Here is a 16,177-nt window from a genome sequence, read left to right on the forward strand (position 1 = left end):
AATATTAAATAAGTATCATATAGCTCTGCTTTCTAAACTTAACTATGAAAAATCTTTTACTATATCTAAACCATTATTTTGCGAAGGTTCCAGGGCGGCTTATACCTTACCGTAAAACAGTTCTTGCATTAGCATTGCTATCAACTATTTTTATGGGGTATGGTGCTTCTCGCTTTGTTTTAGATACTTCATTTGATGTTTGGTTTAGTGAGTCTGATCCTGCAATTGAAGCTTTGGATGATTTTCGTGACCAGTTTGGGAGTGACGATGGTTTATTTATTGTTTATGAGGCTAAAGATGGTGATGTATTCTCAAATAAATCTCTAACACTAATCTCTGAAATAACAGAGGTTTTAGATAACTATAGACAGATAAGTGATGATGTTTGGCTTGAAAAATATGGACTAACTCCTGAAGTTGTTGAGTCATTAACTCATATTAAGCGTGTTCAGTCACTATCTAATATTAGAATTCAAAAAAATGAAGATGATGTTTTAAGTTCGCCTCGTTTAGTTCCTAAAAAAATTCCAAGTGACGCCTTGGTTTTAAGTGAAATTAGTTCTGAGGCAGATAATCAGCCAAGTTTGCCGCTCTTTATGTTCTCAAAAGATCATCGTTTTGGGGCAATTTCCATTCAAACAGACTTTGGAGCAATCCCAGTAATTCAAGAATTAAATGACCAGTTCTCTTTGTTTGATGATGATGCGTGGAGTGATGATTTTGATGAAGGTATGGATGATAATGCTGTTATTCAAAAAATTGAATATCAGCCAGATGAGCCAGGACTTTATATTCCATTTATGAAGGCTATAATGGCGATAACCGAACAGCAAAAGATGTCAGAGCATTTTAATTTTTATCCAATCGGCAATTCTGCAATGATTTCCTTAGCTATGGACACGCTCATTCAAGCTGCGTTTCTACTAGTAGGCATGGTGGCAATCATTAACCTTTTGCTTTGGTCATTGTTTCGCTCTGCAAGCGCAGTCGTTCTTCCTCAATTAGCGATTGGCCTCAGTATTCTCTTTGTTATTGGAAGCCTGAGCTGGCTCAATTTAGCATCAACAACTCTTATTGCATTAACAGTGATGCTTATTATTGCGGTTGGTGTAGCTGACTGCGTTCATGTGATGAGTTCTTATTTGTTTTTCAGACGTGATGGCAAAGAACATGATGAGGCGTTATCAAAGGCCTATGGTAAGACAGGCGTTCCTATCTTATTAACAACAATTACCACGATGGCGGGAATGTCATCCTTAGCGGTAACTGGGATGCCAATGTTTGTGCAATTTGGCTTCTCTTCTGCTGCTGGTGTCTTTTTTGCTTTCTTATACACAATATATTTACTGCCAGTGTTACTCAATTATTGGCACCCAATGCAAATTAAAAAGACCCAGGCAATTAGTGCAAGTAGAAAAACTGGAGTAAGGTCGATAGTGTCTTTATTGAAATCAAAAATGTTGAGTTTTTTATGTTTCTTTGTAAATCCAATAGCAAAACTTTCAAAGAGAATGCGTTTTAATTGGCTCTTAGGTGCAGAATGGCTTCAACCTTTATTAAATAGAATTCCAGCTTTTGTGGAGCGCTTCCGATACTCTATAGCTATTATTTTTGTGAGTGTATTTGTAATTTGCTTATATGGCGCAACTCAAGTCAAAATTGACTCCAATCTAGTTGAGCTTTATTCTGATGATGTTCCTATTGGTCAGGCCTATGAAATTGTTGATGAACATATGATGGGTACAGGAAATATGGAAATCGTTGTAGACACAGCAATTTCAGATGGAATAATGGATCCAGATGTATTAAATGCTATGAATAGACTTCAAAATACAATTGAGGAAAATTATAGTGAATTTATTATCCGAACAAATTCTTTGGCAGATCTAGTAATAGACACTCATGCTATTATGCAAGACTCAGAAGATTATCGAAATATTCCTGATAGTCAAATTGCGGTATCCCAATTGCTTTACTTGTTTAACAGTTCAAATCCTGAAGAAAGAAGAGCTCTTGTAAGTGATGATTATAGTAAGAGTCACATAAGTGTTCAATTAAAAAATGCAGGCTCTAACGAATACAAGGAATTTTTTAAAGATATTCAGCGTGATATAAACAAAGAGTTTAATGGATTAAAAGATCGATATCCTAATATAAAAGTTCAAATTACTGGATCATTCGCTTTAATGATGAGGCTTGCTGATGACATTAGTAATAACCAGTTTAAGAGTTTGGCGATAGCAGCTGTGGTTATTAGTTTGTTGTTAATGATAACGCTAGGTTCTTTTCAGGCTGGCGTTATGTCGATTATTCCCAACCTAATACCTGCATCATTAGCATTTGGATTAATGGGTCTTCTTGGAGTTCCACTTGATACAGACACATTAATGATTGCCCCTTTAATTATTGGTATTGCAGTAGATGATACGATTCACTTTATTAGTCACTATAGAATGTCACTTGCACAAAATCACAATATGAAGCTTGCGCTCGTGGAAACTATAAAAGAGGTCGGCCAAGCTGTAACTTTCACAACTCTCATCCTGGGCTGTGGGTTTTTGATGCTTACATTTAGTGACTATTTGGGACTAGCAAAGATTGGAACTTTTGGTTCTTTAGCTATATTTGTTGCACTACTATGCGACTTATTGTTTTTCCCGGCATTGATTATGATTTTCAAGCCGAAGTTTGGTCAGAAAGATGTTGAAGATAATTTAAATTTTATAGAGGCTACAAAATGAATAAATTAATACTTACTTACTCAAAATCTACTTTGCTTACTGTTGTACTTGGTGCATTTTTAACTCTACAAGCGCCAAATGTATATGCTGAAACTAATTTAAGTGCACGAGAGATTATGGAGAGAGTTGATGTTGAGAGCAGGAAGTCTACTGACTCAGCATTCACCCGTATGAAGCTGACTACTTGCAAGTATGGCCTTAGCGGCGGTAAGGTAAAGTGCGCTGAAAAAGCCCGAGTTAAGTTAATAGAAAATGCACAAATTAATACTGGAGAGGGTAGCCAAGATACTAAGAGTATTGCCATAATCCTTGAGCCAGCAAGTGAAAAAGGAATTGGAATGCTCTCATATAGTTATGATGATAGTGACCGAGATAATGAGACCTGGTTATATCTTTCTGCTCTTGGAAAAGTAAAGAGAATTAGTGTTAGGAACAGTGATGATGAGGAAACTGAATCTGCAAGTATTTTTGGAACTGAGATGACCACTGAAGATCAAGAGACAGGAAAGCTTGATGACTATACTTACGAATTACTAGAGTTTGGGACTTTTAGAGGAAGAGAGGTTGCAGTTGTTGAGTCGACACCAAAAAAACATCGAATTAGCAAAAGCAGTTATGGGAAAACACAAAATTGGATTGATACTGAAAGGTTTATAACTCTTAAGGTACAAATGTTTGATAAATACAACAATCCTATCAAGAAGCTTGAGGTTGGCAAAGTTGAAAAAATTAATGATGTTTGGATGGGAAGAAGTCTGACATTTTTTAATACGGTAAGCAATAGGCTAACAAATATGAAACTTGAGGCGATAAACTTTGATATGGATATTAAAGAAGATTTTTTAACTCAAAGAGCATTGACTGACCAAGCATTTAGAGAGAAATTTCTGAAGGATTTACGTAAACAAGCTAAATAAATTCTGAGTATGTTAAATTTTATCTATAAAGGAATTATTGCTTTAATTATTAGCTCTGGAATTAACTCCATTTCTATTGCTGAGGACGAATTATTATTTGACGATGAATTATTATTTGAAGATTCTGATGAAGAGTTTGGTGAGTGGGATGATGACAGTGATGTCTTTGGTGATAATGACATAAATCTAGAAAAATCTTTTTCTTGGCTGGATCTGAGTGTTACGCAGAAATATGGTGTTAATCCTGCAAATAGATATAGCACTGCTATGGAAAGAACTGAGTTGAGGTTAGGAACAAGTGGCTCTGTTTTTGACTCAGGTTATGGCGAAGTAGAAATTAAAGCAATAAAATATTGGCCGAGTGATAGCAACAACGTAATTGAGGCCAGTGATATTGACGTAGAGAAGGCATTTTTGCAATTTAGTTTTGATGACTGGAGTGCTAAGCTAGGTCGATATACTATTGGCTGGGGTGAGCTCGAGGGTGGTGCACTTGACGTAATTAATCCTTCAGGAGGTCTAACAGACCCATCCATGATCTCCCAATGGATTTTGAGCTCTACTCGTTACTTTGAAGATAGTGATTTAAGTTTTTTTTATAATACAAATCCTAGAATTGCAAAAAGCACATTAATGACACTTAAAAATGATAGCTATGATGAATTTGGATTGCGCTATGGAATAAGTGGGGAAGGAAGTGATATGGCTTTTTATGCTGGTCAGCTAGTTCCTAATGACGCAATCATTAACCTAACAGATGGGTTGGTTTATGCAACACCATATCAACTATTAGGGCTTGGAATGAATAAAGCCTTTGATGATTATTTGCTTAAATTTGATGTTGCCTATAAACATAACTTGCAGCAAAACCGTTCAGGACAATTTGTAAAGGTAGATAGAATTGATTGGGACTTGGCTTTTGATATTCAAAAAAATGATAGAACGATCTTGATTTCAGTTAACTCTCAGTACCTATTAGATTTCTACAGTGATTATCTAACACCGACTTTAACAGGAAGTGTCAGTGCAGATAAAAATAGTACGACATATATGGCAAGAGTAAATGACAAGTTTGGTGATTCAGACTGGAGCTGGAATACCTCCCATATAATATTATCAAACAATGATCTTTCACTAACTTCAGCTGGACTTGACTGGGATATTAATGATCACTGGAAAGCTTCACTGGTTGTCACATATGCAGATGCTAAGCCAAACCGTGCGCTAAGTTTGTTTGACCAGTACCAAAGAGTTAACTTGGAAGTTAAGTACCAGTATTAATGACTCAGTTAGTTAAGGTGTTGCATTTTTAAGTCAACTTAAAGCATCAATCCCTCTTATAGCATAGGATATTGTATAATTTAGCTAAAATAATTTAGGTTTATATAATGTTAGAAAGCAAGCTTTTAAGAGGAAATATTGATTTTGTTGTTGAGCAACTTAAAAGGCGTAATTTTACGTTTGATGTTGATGAGTTTAATAAGCTTGAAGATCAAAGGAAAGTGATCCAGGTTCAAACACAGGAGCTGCAAAATTTACGTAATACTAAGTCAAAAGCAATAGGTCAAGCGAAAGCTTCTGGAGAAGACATTAAGCCTTTGTTAGATGAAGTTTCTAGTCTTGGAGATAGGCTTGATGACACTAAATCAGAATTAAATGCACTCCAATTTAAGATTGATGAGATTGCCATGGCAATTCCTAATATACCTCATCCTTCAGTTCCTGAAGGTTTTAGTGAGAATGACAACCTTGAAGTTCTTAAGTGGGGGGAGCCCAAAAAATTCGACTTTGAGCCAAAGGATCATGTGGATTTAGGCGAAATGCATGGCATCGACTTTACTGCTGCCGCGAAGATTTCAGGCGCTAGATTTGTTGTGATGACGGGTAAGATTGCAAAACTTCAAAGAGCACTCACTCAGTTCATGCTCGACCATCATACGGAGGTTAATGGATATACTGAGACCTATGTTCCGTATTTGGTCAATGCAGAATCATTAACTGGGACTGGCCAATTGCCAAAATTTGAAGCTGACTTATTTAAAACGCATCTACATGGAGAGGAGGGCGATGCGAAATCACTTTACTTAATTCCAACTGCTGAAGTTCCAGTAACAAACATTGTGCGCGACTCAATTATAAAAGAGTTTGATTTGCCTCTAAAGTTTGTAGCGCACACGCCATGTTTTAGATCTGAAGCAGGATCATATGGAAGAGATACTAGAGGATTAATACGTCAGCATCAATTTGAAAAAGTTGAATTAGTGCAAATTTCTAAACCTACTGACTCTTATGACGTTCTTGAAGAGCTGACAGCGCATGCAGAAGGCATACTCAAATTATTAGAATTACCCTACCGAAAAGTGACATTATGTACTGGTGATTTAGGTTTTTCTTCAGCCAAAACTTATGACTTGGAGGTTTGGCTTCCAGGCCAGTCTGCATATCGCGAAATTTCATCATGTTCTTGCTTTGAAAGCTTTCAAGCTAGAAGGATGCAGCTTCGTTGGAAAAACTCAGATACCAAAGAGTCTGAGTATTTACATACATTAAATGGCTCAGGGCTTGCAGTTGGAAGAACTTTAGTTGCGGTGATAGAAAATTATCAAAATGCTGATGGCAGTATTACAGTTCCAAAAGTCTTACAGGGTTACATGAGCGGCCTAACTAAGATAAAATAACCCCTTTATAATTTTTTGGAGTGACAAATGCCTAATTTACCCCCAGAACTATTTCTGATAGCAATGTTTGTACTGATGTATTTTTTATTAATCAGACCACAACAAAAAAGAGCTAAAGACCATAAACTACTATTAAAAGCATTAAAAAAAGGCGATGAAGTTGTCACTAATGGCGGCGTTATTGGAAAAATTACTGCAGTAGATGAATCTTTTGCGGAAGTTGAAGTTGCTTCAGGAGTAGTGGTTAAATTGCAAAAACAGGGCATTAATCAAAAGATGCCAAAGGGAAGTGCAAAGTCTATGACTAAGTCAGGCTCTAAAGCTACCTCAAAAGCTAAAGCTACCTCTAAAGCAAAAGCAATTGAGAAAAAAGAGACAGAATAGTACATAAAAAAATATGAATCATTACGCGCCTTGGAAAAATGCACTTATTGTATTTTTCTTATTTCTCTCAACTCTATATGCATTACCAAATCTTTATGGTTCAGATTTGGCGATTCAGATTACGGGAACAGGTGATTATATTGTTGAAGATAGTGATTTAGAGTCTATAAGCAGGTCACTGACAGAAAATAATGTTGACTTTAAATCTATAAAGATTGATAGCAATAATATTCTCGTTCGTTTTAACAACTCCCAATCACAGCTTTCTTCTAAGACACTTTTAAAGAAATCACTAAGCAGAAATTATGTAGTAGCTCTTAATCTTGCTCCGTCAATTCCACAATGGCTTGGAAATCTGGGTGGTAAGGCAATGTCTTTAGGGCTTGATCTCAGAGGAGGCGTTCATTTTTTACTTGAAGTAGATATGGAGGCTGTAGTTTCAACCTCTTTAGATCGTTATTACAATGAGCTAAGAACTGCTTTACGTAAGGATAAGTTGTATAAAAAAATTCGCAAAGAAGATAATAGGTTAGTTGTAAGCTTCAAGAGTGAAGATCTTAAGAATAAAGCAAAAAAGGTTTTAAAAAATGATTTGCCTGATTTGGTAATTGTTGAAGGTAGTGAGTTAGAGCTAGAGTTTGGTCTTGAAGTTTCCTCAAGTGCTCAATCTGCTGCAAAGTCTAGCGCACTAAAACAAAATATTACTACCCTACGTAATCGAGTAAATGAGCTAGGCGTTGCTGAGCCGATAATTCAGCAACAAGGTACAGAAAGAATTGTTGTTCAATTGCCTGGAGTTCAGGATACGGCCAGAGCCAAAGAAATATTAGGAGCTGTGGCAACTGTTGAGTTTAGGTTAGTTGACGAGCAAAATGATGTTCAAACTGCCATCCAATCAGGAAAAACACCATCGGGCTCAAAGCTTTATCAGTTTAAAGATGGAAGACCTTTACTACTCAAAACAACTGTCATAGCAACGGGTGAAAACATAGTAGATGCATCTTCTAGTGTTGATCAAGATAATCAGCCACAAGTTAGTATTGTGTTAGATAGTTCTGGCGGCAGAACCATGCTGGAAACTACTAAAGAGTTTATAGGCTATAGAATGGCTGTTGTTTTTATTGAAAATCAAGTAGAAACAATTATTGAGGATGGTGTTGCGGTGAAGAAGCGCAGTAAGACGCAAGATATTATTAATGCAGCAACAATTCAAGGAACCTTCTCTAATCGTTTCCAGATAACTGGCCTAGAGAGCGCTAGAGAGGCGCGAAATTTAGCGCTACTATTAAGAGCAGGCTCACTTTCAGCACCAGTTGAAATTATTGAAGAGCGAACAATTGGCCCAAGCTTAGGTGCTGATAATATTCAAAAAGGATTCATTTCTGTTTTAGTTGGTTTTGCCTTAGTGTTGGTATTTATGGCTTGGCGATATCGCGTATTTGGCTTGGTTGCAAATGTGGCTTTAACATTAAATTTAATAACTATAGTTTCAATACTATCTATGATTCAGGCAACTCTAACCTTGCCAGGAATTGCAGGCATAGTATTGACAGTTGGTATGGCGGTTGATGCTAATGTCTTAATTTTTGAACGTATTAAAGAAGAAATGCGCTCAACTAAAGATATCCAAAAAGCAATTTCTGCAGGTTATGAGAAAGCACTATTGACTATTGCTGATGCTAACATTACAACTCTTATAGCATCCTTGGTGTTGTTTAGTTTTGGCACAGGAGCAATTAAAGGTTTTGCTGTTACACTTTCAATTGGAATTATTACCTCTATGTTCACAGCAATTATTGTCTCTAGGGCAATGATAAACCTTATTTATGGTGGAAAGAAAAATAAGGAGTTGGCAATATGAGTCTTAAATCATTAAATATTCCAGTTATTGACTTTGTAGGTAGACGCAAATATGCGATGATTTTTTCTGCAATTTTATTAATTGTCTCTATAGCTTCAATAGGATTTCAAGGTCTCAAATTTGGTATCGACTTCACTGGAGGTACTTTAATCGAATTAGGCTATGAAAAATCAGCTGATCTTGAAGGTATTCGTTCAAAGCTTGCTTCTGCGGATTTTAAAGGTGCCAATGTTCAATATTTTGGATCAGATACTGAAGTTCTTATTCAGTTGGAGCCACAAGCTACTTCAAGTGCAAAACTCAGTTCATCAATTATTAGGATGCTTGGTGAGGGAATAGATGTTCGTAGAGTTGAATTTGTTGGGCCAAAGGTTGGTGAAGAGCTAACCAATGATGGCGGCCTTGCAATGCTTTATGCACTTATTGGAATTTTAATTTATGTTGCCTTTAGATTTGAGTATCGTTTTGCTCTAGGTTCCATTGCGGCCCTTATTCATGACGTGGTTATTACATTAGGGGTGTTTTCATTACTGCAAATTGAATTTGATTTGACAGTATTGGCGGCTATTCTCGCAGTAATTGGTTATTCTCTTAATGATACGATCGTAGTTTTTGATAGAATTCGAGAAAACTTTCTTGCAACTCGCCAAGTGGAGCCTGGATCAATTATTAATGAGGCTCTTAATCAAACTTTATCACGAACATTAATGACATCTCTCACAACTTTACTTGTTCTTTTTGCTCTATTTTATCTAGGGGGAGAGGTGATTCATAGTTTTGCTGGTGCACTTCTTATCGGTGTGGTAATTGGTACCTACTCTTCAATCTATGTTGCGAGTTCAACTATACTTGCGATGGGAATTTCCAAAGAAGACATGCTGCCTTCAGAAAAAGAGAAAAAAGAGATTGACGCTAGACCGTAAAAATAACTTTATTTGCTAAATCTTTCGAAAACAAGACACGCATTGGTCCCACCAAAACCAAAACTATTTGAGAGGATGCGGTTTAGTTTAACGCTTTTCGTTTTTCTAACAATTGGCAGGCCTATTGCTGCGTCATCAAGATTTTCTATATTCACAGATTCGGCAACGAAATCATTTTGAAGCATCAAAAGTGAATAAATAGATTCGTTAACTCCAGCTGCTCCCAGCGCATGACCCGAAAGAGATTTAGTTGAACCAATAAGAGGCGTTGAGGTAGTACCAAATACCTCCTTGATTGCACCTAACTCTTTAGCATCGCCAACTGGTGTTGATGTTCCATGAGCATTAATATAATCAATTGAACCATTAAGCCCATCAGTAGCAATCTGCATGCAGCGTTTAGCGCCTTCACCTGATGGTGCGACCATGTCATAACCATCAGAAGTAGCGCCATAGCCAACTAACTCTGCAATGATAGTTGCCCCTCGAGCCTCTGCATGCTCTAAAGACTCAAGCACAAGTGCTCCGCCACCTCCAGATATTACAAATCCGTCACGCTCAGTATCAAAAGCACGTGATGCTTTATCAGGAGTGTCATTATATTTTGAAGAAAGGGCGCCCATAGCGTCAAATAACATAGTTAAAGACCAATCAAGCTCTTCTCCCCCTCCAGCAAACACAACATCTTGTTTGCCAAGTTGAATTTGCTCCATTGCGTTACCAATACAGTGCGCACTGGTAGAGCAAGCAGAACTGATCGAGTAATTTATTCCCTTTATTTTAAAGAGTGTAGAAAGGCAGGCAGAAGTGGTAGAACCCATAGTTCTTGGGACGCGGTATGGACCAACTCTTTTGATGCCTTTTTCTCTTAAAATATCAGCAGCTTCAACAATATTTTGATTTGAAGCTCCACCAGAACCCATAATTAAACCAGTCCTTTCATTCGAAATCATTTCTTCACTTAATCCAGATTCTTTGATTGCCTCATCGAGTGCGATTGCATTAAATATAGCCGCATCAGCCATAAATCGTAGCATTTTTCGATCAATAACATCACTAGTATCGACCTCTGCAATTGCACCATGAACATGAGACCTAAGGCCCATTTCTGAATATTTTTCACTAAATACTATTCCAGATTTAGCAGACTTTAAGGATTTAAGAACTTCGGACTTGTTGGAGCCTAAGCTGCTAACAATACCCATTCCTGTAATGACTACTCTGTTCATCAGAAGGAAGATGTATCAGTAAATAATCCTACCCTAAGGTTTGTTGCTTCGTAGATAGTTTTCCCATCTACTTCCATGGTTGCATCTGCAATACCCATATAGAGTTTTCTCGCAATAACTCGAGATAGACTTATATTGTAAGTAACCTTTTTACTTGTTGGTAAGACTTGGCCAGTAAACTTAATTTGTCCAGAACCAAGTGCTCGACCTCTTCCTGGTCCACCAAGCCAACCTAAATAAAAACCAACTAACTGCCACATTGCGTCTACACCTAGACAACCAGGCATTACTGGATCTTCATTAAAATGACAATCAAAAAACCATAAATCTGGATTAATATCGAGTTCTGCAGTCATTCCACCTTTACCATATTCTCCACCAGTTTCAGTAATATTTGTAATGCGATCAAACATCAGCATAGGTGGCTTGGGAAGCTGGGCATTGCCAGGGCCAAAAAGTTCGCCCTTACCACAGGTAATTAAATCTTCATAAGAATAGTTGTTTTGCTTCATAAAGTCCAATAAATCAAGTACTGATAGAATTTTATCATAGTTAAATTACTATTGAAATTCAACTTATGGCCTAATGTCAGCAATAATGTCACCAATATCTTCTAGCCCTACTGATATACGAATAAGGTTTTCAGTGATATCAGTTTGTCGTTTCTCTTCATCTGAGAGTCGAACATGAGTTGTAGAAGAGGGATGCGTGATGGTAGTTTTAGTGTCACCAAGATTTGCAGTAATTGAAATCATCTTAGTATTATTTATTAGACGAAAAGCTTCGGCTCTGCCACCACTAACCTCAAATGAAACTATTCCACCAAAGCCTGTTTGCTGCTTTTTTGCAATTTCATGATTTGGATGGTTTTCAAGGCCAATGTAGTGAACTTTTTTAATGAAAGATTGGTCACTAAGCCATACAGCTAATTTCTTTGCGCTTCTACAGTGAGCATCCATTCTTATCTTGAGTGTTTCTAAACCTTTTAGGACAATCCAGGCATTGAATGCACTTAAGGTTGGACCAGTGCTTCGAGTAAACGCACTTATTTCATCAATTATTGACCCGTTTCCCGCAACAGCTCCTGCAAGACATCTACCTTGCCCATCAATATATTTAGTGGCAGAGTGTATGACCAGGTCAGCTCCTAAAGTCAGTGGCTTTTGAAGAGCAGGGGTCATGACACAGTTATCAACAGCTAATACAATATTGTTTTTCTTTGATATAGCTGCAAGCTTTTCTATATCAACAACTTCACCAAGTGGGTTTGATGGTGTTTCTAATAAAAATAATTTGGTATTTTTTTTAACACTTTTTTTCCATCCATCTAAATCCCCTAAATCAACAAAAGTAATTTGAATATCAAGCTTTTCAATAATACTATTTAGAAGAACTATGGTTGTTCCAAACATACATCGAGAGGCCACCATGTGCTCTCCAGGCTTAAGAAGAGTCATAATTGTTGCAAAGATGGCAGACATTCCACTAGCAGTTGCCTGGCACTTTTCTGCACCTTCTAAAGCAGCTAATTTATTTTGAAAGGCATCAACTGTTGGATTAGTAAACCTCGAGTAAACATTACCTTTTTGTTTATTTTCAAAGCGATCAGCAGCTTGTTCAGCACTCTTAAATCTATAACTCGAAGTCAAAAAGATAGCTTCAGAATGCTCTTGCTCCTCTGTTGCATGATGTCCTTCGCGAACTGCTTTTGTTTGAAAATTAAGGTCTTTCATAATTTATGCTCAATTAGTCAGCATCATTGTAGATTAATTCTGAGCTTTCATTGGAAATATTACCCAGTTTGGCATTGTCGGATCTTTGAGCTTCAAGGTTATCAAGATAAGGCTCATCTATGTCTTTGGTGAGGTAGTTGCCATCAAAACATGAGCAATCAAAACTTTTAATATCAGGGTTTCCCTGTTGAACTGACCAAATTAAGTCATCAAGATTTTGATAAATTAATTTATCAGCGCCAATAGTTTTACATACTTCTTCTGTTGTTTTATTGTGGGCGACAAACTCATTTTTACTAGCCATATCAATTCCATAAACATTTGGATATCTAACTGGAGGAGCGGCAGACGCAAAGAAAACTTTTTTCGCACCAGCAGCTCTTGCCATTTGTACGATTTCCTGGCTTGTTGTTCCGCGAACAATAGAGTCGTCAACTAAAAGTACATTCTTGTCTTTAAATTCGAGTTCAATCGCACTTAGTTTTTGACGAACAGATTTTTTTCTTTGTTTTTGTCCAGGCATAATAAAGGTTCTAGCAATATAACGGTTTCTTATAAAGCCTTCTCGATATTTTAAATTTAACTCATTAGCGACTTGAAGAGCAGATGTTCTAGAGGTATCAGGAATTGGCATTACAACATCAATTTCCTCATATTGCCACTCAGACTTAATTTTAATCGCAAGTCTTTCGCCCATCCTGAGGCGAGATTTATACACTGAAATTTTGTCGATAATTGAATCAGGCCTTGCAAAATAAACAAATTCAAATATGCAAGGTGATAATATTGAATTATCTGAGCACTGCTGAGAATGAACATTACCTTTACGGTCAATCACAATTGCCTCACCAGGTTCTACATCTCGGGTAATTTTGAAGCCAAGTGCTGTAAGGCCGACACTTTCTGAGGCCAACATATACTTAGTACCATTTCTTGTAGTTCTTTCTCCAAGGATTAAAGGCCTTATTCCATGGGGATCTCTAAATCCAAAGATACCATAGCCTGGAATCATTCCAATAGCCGCATAAGCTCCCTTTACTCTTTTATGAAGTTTTGTTACTGCATTAAAAATATCATTTTCATTAATTCGATGTTTTTGCTCTTCAGCTATTTCGCTCGCGAGTATGTTGAGTAATATTTCTGAGTCTGAATTTGTATTAATATGACGAAGATCTTGCTCAAAAAGTTCACTTGCTAATGACTCTGCATTGGTCAGATTTCCATTATGTGCAAATGCTATTCCATAAGGTGAATTTACATAAAAAGGCTGCGCCTCTGCTTCAGAAGAACTCCCAGCTGTAGGATAACGGACATGACCAATCCCCATGTCACCAATTAATTTTTCCATATGTTTTGTTCTAAAAACATTACGAACAAGGCCGTTACCTTTGCGCATATAAAAGCGACCTTTATTGGCAGTTGTTATGCCTGCAGCATCTTGACCGCGGTGCTGAATAATTGTGAGAGCATCATAAATATAAAGACTCACATCTTTTTTTGTAGTTGATAGTATTCCAACAATGCCGCACATAAGTTAATCCCCTGTAATCTGACTTTCTATGAATTCGACAACTACATCGCCGGGCTCAAGTTCAACAAACAATAAATGCTCAGATAAAACAGGCTTTATATCAACTGACCAATCTTGAAATGTTCTGAGAGCGCCACTAGTTTCTACCCAAGCATGATTTTGAGTAACCCATGTCATACTTTGAAGAATAAGTACAATTATTAGAACAAAAATGCCACCTTTGAATAACCCTAATATTGCGCCAAAAAAATTATTTTTTAGTCCACCCACATTTCTAGCATTTAGAAGAATATCGAGAGAACTCAACATTCTTAAGATGCCTTCATAAATTGGCGCCATAACAGAGGGATTTTCTGAGTCAATTTTAATGTTAAGGAGCTTTGATATGGCAATTAGCGCAATTACTAAAATTGCAAAAACTATAGCAAAAGTAATAAAATTTCGCAATGATTCGTTCACTATTAGTGATTCAATTGTTTGAAATTCAGCTACAGCCCCTCGATAGTTAAAGCTTATTACTGCAGTAATTGCTAATATTGTTGTAACGGCAAAAGGCCGATTTAGAGGGTTTGGATTATCATTATTTGAAGAGGCTTCAGTAAGCCTATAAAAACCTTTTTTGATAAGCCAAATACTAAGGAATATACCACCAAAAGATAACGCAAAAATAGATTGGTTGTCTGGGCTAATCCAGCTACTTAGGAAAGTCTTTGCAAACGAGTCGTAATATAGCCAAGCTAAGATAATTGCAAATATAACAAAAATAAAGCTAATGATTTCCCTAGCAAGTCCTTGAATAAAGCCCCTAACTACAAAAATAATTAAAATAATCAAGGTAAGCCAGTCTGACCAAGCCAGTAAACTTATAGCACTCCAAACATTGTCAAAAAAATTGCCCATGAGCTCCCTGATAGATAGGTGTAATTTTACAACAGTTTCTTATGGTTTGTCGTTAACTCCAGAAACTATTAACGTTAAACTTTTTTATGATTTTGAATGCATCAGTAATTGTATAAAAAGAGCCAAAAATAACAATTCGTTTAATTTCATTAAGTTCAAGTGATTGGCTAATCGCACTATTCATATTAAGGCAGATAGTGGTCGATTCAGGCTCATCAAACTTATTTTTTAGAGACTCTAAATCGATTGAGCGCTCCGCTGAAATTGGAACTAAAAACCAATGTTTAATGGTCCCAGAGGCGAGTTCAATCATATCAACAATGTTTTTATCAGCCAGCGCTGAAAAAATGGCGACGGTTTCCATTGGGTTTTCTGACAATGTATTTATAAGAGCCTTTACTGCTGCTGGATTGTGTGCCACGTCAAGAACTACTGTTTTATCGCCTATAGTTATTTTTTCAAATCGCGCTGCGACTCTAGCTTTTTTAATCCCTTCAGTAATCATAGAGATGGATACTGGAAACCGATCTGCAAGACTTTCAATGGCCTTAACTGCGACTGCAGCATTAAGTTTTTGATGTGCTCCTTCTAGACCTATTTCATTTTTATAACTTTCAGAGATAAGGGTAAGGGGAGTTTTGATTTGTTTTGCGTATGACAATAAACTTTGAGGCGGATCTTGATCACCACAAATACATGGTTTTGCGGTTCGCATCACCCCTGCTTTTTCCCTACCAATCGCCTCTCTTGTATCACCTAGGTAGTCTGTGTGATCAATTGCAATATTTGTGATAATGCTTACATCACTATCAACCACGTTCACAGAGTCAAGTCTTCCGCCAAGACCAACTTCTAGAATTGCAAGATCCACACTAGCTTCTGCAAATATAATTAAAGCTGCAAGTGTTGAAAATTCAAAATATGTTAGCGTTACATCTTCCCTTTTTGTCTCAATTAATTCAAACGCTTTTATGATTAATTCATCAGAAACTTCCTTACCATCAATCGCAAAGCGTTCGTTATACTTTAATAGGTGAGGTGAGGTAGAGCGACCAACCTTGTATTTTGATTTATGATAAATACTATCAATAAAAGAAACGGTAGAGCCTTTCCCATTTGTTCCTGCTACTGTAATAACTGCATATGGAACTCCACTTGGAAACAGAAGATCATAGACAATTTGAACTCTATCAAGGCCTAAAACAATGGTTTCCTCCATTAATGTTTCTTGCCAATACAGCCAATCATCGAGAGTTCTTTTATTTTGCATATTGAAGAGT

At 36.8% G+C, this 16,177-nt stretch carries 13 protein-coding genes; 7 read left to right on the plus strand and 6 right to left on the minus strand.

Features of this window, described 5'->3' with window-relative positions; all coding sequences use genetic code 11:
• The first annotated feature begins 152 nt into the window (after positions 1 to 152).
• The 7 genes from ABXT69_RS00860 to secF all read left to right on the plus strand — a co-directional run bounded on the left by ABXT69_RS00860 (position 153) and on the right by secF (position 9,504).
• Positions 153 to 2,741, plus strand: coding sequence for an efflux RND transporter permease subunit (locus tag ABXT69_RS00860; RefSeq protein ID WP_416679510.1), 2,589 nt, complete (start codon positions 153 to 155; stop codon positions 2,739 to 2,741).
• Positions 2,738 to 3,658 carry an outer membrane lipoprotein-sorting protein gene (locus tag ABXT69_RS00865; RefSeq protein WP_416678313.1) on the plus strand — a complete coding sequence of 307 codons (921 nt, stop codon included), beginning with the start codon at positions 2,738 to 2,740 and terminating at the stop codon, positions 3,656 to 3,658. The genes ABXT69_RS00860 and ABXT69_RS00865 overlap by 4 nt, the downstream gene beginning before the upstream one ends.
• A gap of 9 nt (positions 3,659 to 3,667) precedes the next feature.
• The gene (locus ABXT69_RS00870; protein WP_416678315.1) at positions 3,668 to 4,939 is read left to right on the plus strand and encodes a Tat pathway signal protein; all 1,272 of its coding nucleotides are present in this window, start codon (positions 3,668 to 3,670) and stop codon (positions 4,937 to 4,939) included.
• Between the two features lie 107 nt (positions 4,940 to 5,046).
• Positions 5,047 to 6,336, plus strand: a complete 1,290-nt coding sequence (gene serS, locus ABXT69_RS00875; protein ID WP_416678317.1) for a serine--tRNA ligase — start codon at positions 5,047 to 5,049, stop codon at positions 6,334 to 6,336.
• A gap of 27 nt (positions 6,337 to 6,363) precedes the next feature.
• Positions 6,364 to 6,720, plus strand: a complete 357-nt coding sequence (yajC, locus tag ABXT69_RS00880) for a preprotein translocase subunit YajC (protein WP_416678321.1) — start codon at positions 6,364 to 6,366, stop codon at positions 6,718 to 6,720.
• A gap of 13 nt (positions 6,721 to 6,733) precedes the next feature.
• A complete protein-coding gene (gene secD / locus ABXT69_RS00885; protein ID WP_416678324.1) occupies positions 6,734 to 8,581 on the plus strand; it encodes a protein translocase subunit SecD in 1,848 nt (615 codons plus the stop codon).
• Entirely contained in the window at positions 8,578 to 9,504 is a 927-nt protein-coding gene (secF, locus tag ABXT69_RS00890) for a protein translocase subunit SecF (protein WP_416678325.1), read from the plus strand. Before secD ends, secF begins: the two co-directional genes overlap by 4 nt.
• An 8-nt stretch (positions 9,505 to 9,512) precedes the next feature.
• On the opposite strand, the gene fabB is transcribed toward secF, so the two are convergent.
• The 6 genes from fabB to ABXT69_RS00920 all read right to left on the minus strand — a co-directional run bounded on the left by fabB (position 9,513) and on the right by ABXT69_RS00920 (position 16,167).
• A complete protein-coding gene (gene fabB, locus ABXT69_RS00895) occupies positions 9,513 to 10,733 on the minus strand; it encodes a beta-ketoacyl-ACP synthase I (RefSeq protein WP_416678326.1) in 1,221 nt (406 codons plus the stop codon).
• Positions 10,733 to 11,245, minus strand: coding sequence for a 3-hydroxyacyl-[acyl-carrier-protein] dehydratase FabA (gene fabA, locus ABXT69_RS00900; RefSeq protein WP_271556413.1), 513 nt, complete (start codon positions 11,243 to 11,245; stop codon positions 10,733 to 10,735). Before fabA ends, fabB begins: the two co-directional genes overlap by 1 nt.
• A 63-nt stretch (positions 11,246 to 11,308) precedes the next feature.
• Positions 11,309 to 12,466, minus strand: a complete 1,158-nt coding sequence (locus tag ABXT69_RS00905; RefSeq protein WP_416678328.1) for an O-succinylhomoserine sulfhydrylase — start codon at positions 12,464 to 12,466, stop codon at positions 11,309 to 11,311.
• A 13-nt stretch (positions 12,467 to 12,479) separates the two neighbouring features.
• Positions 12,480 to 13,997, minus strand: a complete 1,518-nt coding sequence (purF, locus tag ABXT69_RS00910; protein WP_416678330.1) for an amidophosphoribosyltransferase — start codon at positions 13,995 to 13,997, stop codon at positions 12,480 to 12,482.
• A gap of 3 nt (positions 13,998 to 14,000) precedes the next feature.
• Positions 14,001 to 14,897 (minus strand): CvpA family protein, encoded by an 897-nt coding sequence (locus tag ABXT69_RS00915; protein WP_416678332.1) that lies wholly within the window; start codon positions 14,895 to 14,897, stop codon positions 14,001 to 14,003.
• A gap of 52 nt (positions 14,898 to 14,949) precedes the next feature.
• The gene (locus ABXT69_RS00920; RefSeq protein ID WP_416678334.1) at positions 14,950 to 16,167 is read right to left on the minus strand and encodes a bifunctional folylpolyglutamate synthase/dihydrofolate synthase; all 1,218 of its coding nucleotides are present in this window, start codon (positions 16,165 to 16,167) and stop codon (positions 14,950 to 14,952) included.
• Positions 16,168 to 16,177 lie beyond the last annotated feature (10 nt).

The organism is Candidatus Pseudothioglobus sp. Uisw_016 (assembly GCF_048087635.1).
Taxonomy (GTDB): domain Bacteria; phylum Pseudomonadota; class Gammaproteobacteria; order PS1; family Pseudothioglobaceae; genus Pseudothioglobus.